This window comes from Deltaproteobacteria bacterium, assembly GCA_028818775.1.
GTDB lineage: Bacteria > Desulfobacterota > Binatia > UBA9968 > JAJDTQ01 > JAJDTQ01.
Map to the genome: position 1 here is coordinate 1 of JAPPNE010000113.1, position 3,697 is coordinate 3,697.

Annotated in this window: 4 protein-coding genes; 2 read left to right on the forward strand and 2 right to left on the reverse strand. The window is 66.7% G+C overall.

The genetic code is table 11. The features are described from left to right. Nucleotides 1–976 (reverse strand): biotin synthase BioB (gene bioB, locus OXU42_13125; GenBank protein MDE0030330.1); only part of this gene is annotated, 976 nt, incomplete at its 3' end. Between the two features lie 63 nt (nucleotides 977–1,039). Next, nucleotides 1,040–1,528, reverse strand: coding sequence for an NUDIX domain-containing protein (locus OXU42_13130; GenBank protein MDE0030331.1), 489 nt, complete (start codon nucleotides 1,526–1,528; stop codon nucleotides 1,040–1,042). A 232-nt stretch (nucleotides 1,529–1,760) separates the two neighbouring features. Between OXU42_13130 and OXU42_13135 the strand changes: the two genes are divergently transcribed. Together OXU42_13135 and pgeF are read left to right on the forward strand one after the other, a co-directional pair. After that, nucleotides 1,761–2,507, forward strand: coding sequence for an arylmalonate decarboxylase (locus OXU42_13135; protein MDE0030332.1), 747 nt, complete (start codon nucleotides 1,761–1,763; stop codon nucleotides 2,505–2,507). A gap of 114 nt (nucleotides 2,508–2,621) precedes the next feature. Then, nucleotides 2,622–3,413 (forward strand): peptidoglycan editing factor PgeF, encoded by a 792-nt coding sequence (gene pgeF, locus OXU42_13140; GenBank protein ID MDE0030333.1) that lies wholly within the window; start codon nucleotides 2,622–2,624, stop codon nucleotides 3,411–3,413. Nucleotides 3,414–3,697 lie beyond the last annotated feature (284 nt).

Consider the following 3,697-nt stretch of genomic DNA (forward strand, 5'->3'; position numbering starts at 1 on the left):
CGATCTCGAAGCCCAGGTCCTCGATCATCCGGTGGGCGTCGGAGGCGTCCTGGCCCGACGTGGTCAGGTAGCCGTTGACGAAGATGGAGTTGGCCGGGTAGAGGCTCAGCGGCTGCAGCGAGCGCAGGTTGACTTCCCGGCCGCCGGCCACGCGGATCTCCTTGCCCGGGTTGACGAAGCGGAACAGGCACAGGACCTTGAGGCAGTACTGCGGCGTCAGGTTGGAGCGCCCGGCCATGGGGGTTCCCGGAATGGCGTGCAGGAAGTTCACCGGGATGGAATCCACGTCGAGTTCCCGCAACGACACCGCCAGGTCGATGACGTCGTCGTCCTGCTCGCCGAGTCCGACGATGCCGCCGCAGCAGGTGGACAGTCCCGCGGCCTTGACGCTTTCCAGGGTCGCCACGCGGTCCTCGTAGGTATGCGTGGTGACCACCTCCGGGTGGTAGCGGCTGCTGGTGTTGAGGTTGTGGTTGACCCGCTCGACCCCGGCTTCCTTGAGGATGCGCGCCTTGGACTCCGTGAGCAGCCCCATGCACGCGCAGATGTTGATGGGGACGCGGCGCTTGATCTCGGCCACGGCGTCGGCCATCCGCTCGGTTTCCTTGACCGTCGGGCCGCGGCCGCTGTTGACCAGGCAGAAGCGCATGGCGCCCGCCTCCTTGGCCCTCACCGCTGCTTCCACCAGTTCTTCCTTGGCCATGAACGGGTACTTGTCGATCTCGGCCTCGGAAACCGACGACTGCGAGCAGTAGCCGCAATCCTCGGGGCACAGTCCGCTCTTGGCGTTCATGAGCACGTGGATCTGCACCCGTTTGCCGAAGTAGTGGTGGCGGACGCGGAAGGCGGCGTCGAGCAGTTCCGGCAGCCTTTCGTCGGCGCCGTGAATAACCGACTTCATTTCAGCCGGCGACAGAAGCTCTCCGGCGAGCGACTTTTCCGCGAGATCCGCGTACCTCGGTTCCACATTGTTCATGGGGGTTTCGTGTAACATGGAGGGTACGATTCCGCAACCAAACCGCAGGCCGCCGCAGGCCGGTTAGCCGATGAAGAGCTGGAAGATCGCACCCCGCTGGTTCGACACGGTCTTGGGCATCAAGAGCCGCGGCTCGGGCACCAGGGCGCTCTGCGCCACCTCCCAGTTGGTCTGCGGCAGTGGGTCCAGCGCGCGGATCTGGTCGAGGGAAAGGTACACCGCGCGGTCCACTTCCCGCCCGTCTGGCGTGGGCTCGGCGGTCAGTCCCCGGAGCAGCAGCACGACGTACAGGCTGTTGCCGGATTCGGCGTCGTAGCGGCTGCGGATGCCCAGCACTCCCTCGACCTCCGCCTCGACCCCTGCCTCCTCGGCCACCTCGCGCACCACCGCGTCCTCAATGGTCTCGTCCGGCTCGATGAAGCCGCCGGGGACCTGCCAGTTGCCGTGCCCGCGGCGCGACGCGCGGCGCACGAAGAGCAGGCGTCCGTCCCGCACCACCGCCCCGCCGACCCCGATGTTGTAGCCCGTGTTGTAGCGCTGCGGTATCGCCATGTCGTCCTTTCCGTTGCGGGCGCTCCCACGCCACGCCCGCTGCCGGCGAGCGCTCGGGGCGGGAACCGCCACCGGTCCGGGTGTCGGAGGCTCCAAGGGCGACGGTCATGCGCCGGTCCGCGCCGCCGCGATAGGAAACCGCGACCCCGCGATGTTATAACTTGGCCCATGAACGCGCGTCCAGCGATACTCGATCGGGACCGCCCGCGCACGGTCCCGCGGAGGACCGACCATGGGTGACGCACTGGGATGGCGCCGCAAGTTCGCCGTCATCGCCCCTTCCACCAATACCTCGGTACAGCCGGAGTTCGACGACATGCGGCCGGAGGGTGTGACCAACCACTTCGCCCGCATCTGGATTCCCGACGATCCCATCCACGACGACGCGGACTTCGAGCAGTTGATGCGCAACATCCGCGCGGAGGTGGACAACGCCATCGACCGTGTCATGACCTGCCGGCCGGACTACCTGATCATGGGCATGTCCTCGGAGACGTTCTGGGACGGCGCCGAGGGCAGCCGGCGCCTGCTGGCCAACGTGGAAAATCGGTCGGGCGTCCGTGTGGCCATGGGCTCGTACGCGTGCGAGGCGGCGCTGGAGGCCTACGGCGGCATCCGGCGCCTCGGCGTGATCACGCCCTACATGCCCGTGGGCGACTCCCAGGTGGTGCGTTTCTTCACCGACTGCGGCTACGAGGTGGCGCGCCTCAAGGGGCTCAAGTGCGAGAGCCCGGTGCTGATCGCGCATGTGCAGGCGGACACGCTGGAGGCGGCCATCCGGGAAGTGGACGGCGACGACGTGGACGCGGTGGTCCAGGTGGGCACCAACCTGGCCATGGCCCGCGTCGCGGGAGAGGCGGAACAACGCCTGGGCAAGCCGGTCATCGCCATCAACACGGCCATCTACTGGTACGCGCTGCGCCAGAACGGCCTGTCGGACAAGGTCGAGGGCTTCGGCGCCCTGCTGGAGCGGTTCTAGCGTCGCGTCCCGGGTCACAAAGAAGCCTAGGAAACTCTGACCCACTGCCGCCGGACATGGTGGCGTCCTTCGACTTCGCTACGCTCAGGACGGACGGTTGCAGGGGGAGAGATCATGTCACTGACAGTCTATCGTATCCCCGAGTGGCAGAACGAGCCCGGACTGAGGCACGGCTTCGTGGGCCGGAGCGGCGGCAACAGTGAAGGCGCGTACGCGAGCCTCAACGTCTCCTTCAATGTCGGCGACGACCCACGGGCGGTCAAGGACAACTATTGCGCCATGAAGGGCGCCGTGGGCATGGCCGGGACCCGGATGGTCACCATGCGGCAACGGCACGGCGACACCATCCTCGACGTCGCCGAACCGTGCAAGGAGGCCGGCGAGGGAGACGCCATGGTGACGGATGCGCCGGGCGTTTTCCTGGGCGTGCTCACGGCCGACTGCGTTCCCATCGTGTTCTGGGCGCGCACTTCGGACCGCAGGCTCGCGGCGGTCATCCACGCGGGCTGGCGCGGGACCTTGGGCGGGGTGGCGTTGAAGACGGTGCGGCACATCGAGAGCCGCTACGGGACGGCGCCCGGCGATCTGGCGTGCGCCCTGGGTCCGGCCATCGGACCGTGCTGCTACGAGATCGGCGCGGACGTGGCCGACCCCCTGGTGCGGCAGTGGGGGGAGCGGGCGGAGGCGGCGCTGCAATCGCAGGACGGCGGCACCTACCTCGACCTTAGACGGCTGAACGCGGCGTTGCTGGCAGCGGCCGGGGTCCCCGAGGATCAGATTCACTTGAGCGGCCCATGCACCGCGTGCACCCCGGCGGAGTTCTTCTCCTATCGGCGGGAGTCCCGGAACGGAGCCGGCGTCACCGGCCGGCAGGCCGGCTTCGTCGGTTGGTCGGATACGGGTTGAAACGTTGAAGGATGCGCGTTGGAAACAGAAAGCCCCGGCTGACGCGACGGCCAGCCAGGGCTCGGTGTACTGTCGGAATTGACCAAGACCCTCAATTCCGAAAAGGCTCGAGAGCCTAGGTCTCAGTCACCTCGCAGCTACATATGTCACTCATATTTTGACCACCTCCTTTCTCTGCTTGCGCCAATCCTAGGGAAGCGGAGGGCGTTTGTCAAACATTTTCCGCCACATGTTAGCGCAAAGCGATAATGTCCCCTTTTCAACAAAGCTAAGATGTCCCCTTT

Excerpts from the sequence above, each read along its gene's own strand:
- OXU42_13130 (MDE0030331.1), bottom strand. The coding sequence starts at position 1,528 with ATGGCGATACCGCAGCGCTACAACACGGGCTACAACATCGGGGTCGGC.
- OXU42_13135 (MDE0030332.1), top strand. The coding sequence starts at position 1,761 with ATGGGTGACGCACTGGGATGGCGCCGCAAGTTCGCCGTCATCGCCCCT.
- pgeF (MDE0030333.1), top strand. The coding sequence starts at position 2,622 with ATGTCACTGACAGTCTATCGTATCCCCGAGTGGCAGAACGAGCCCGGA.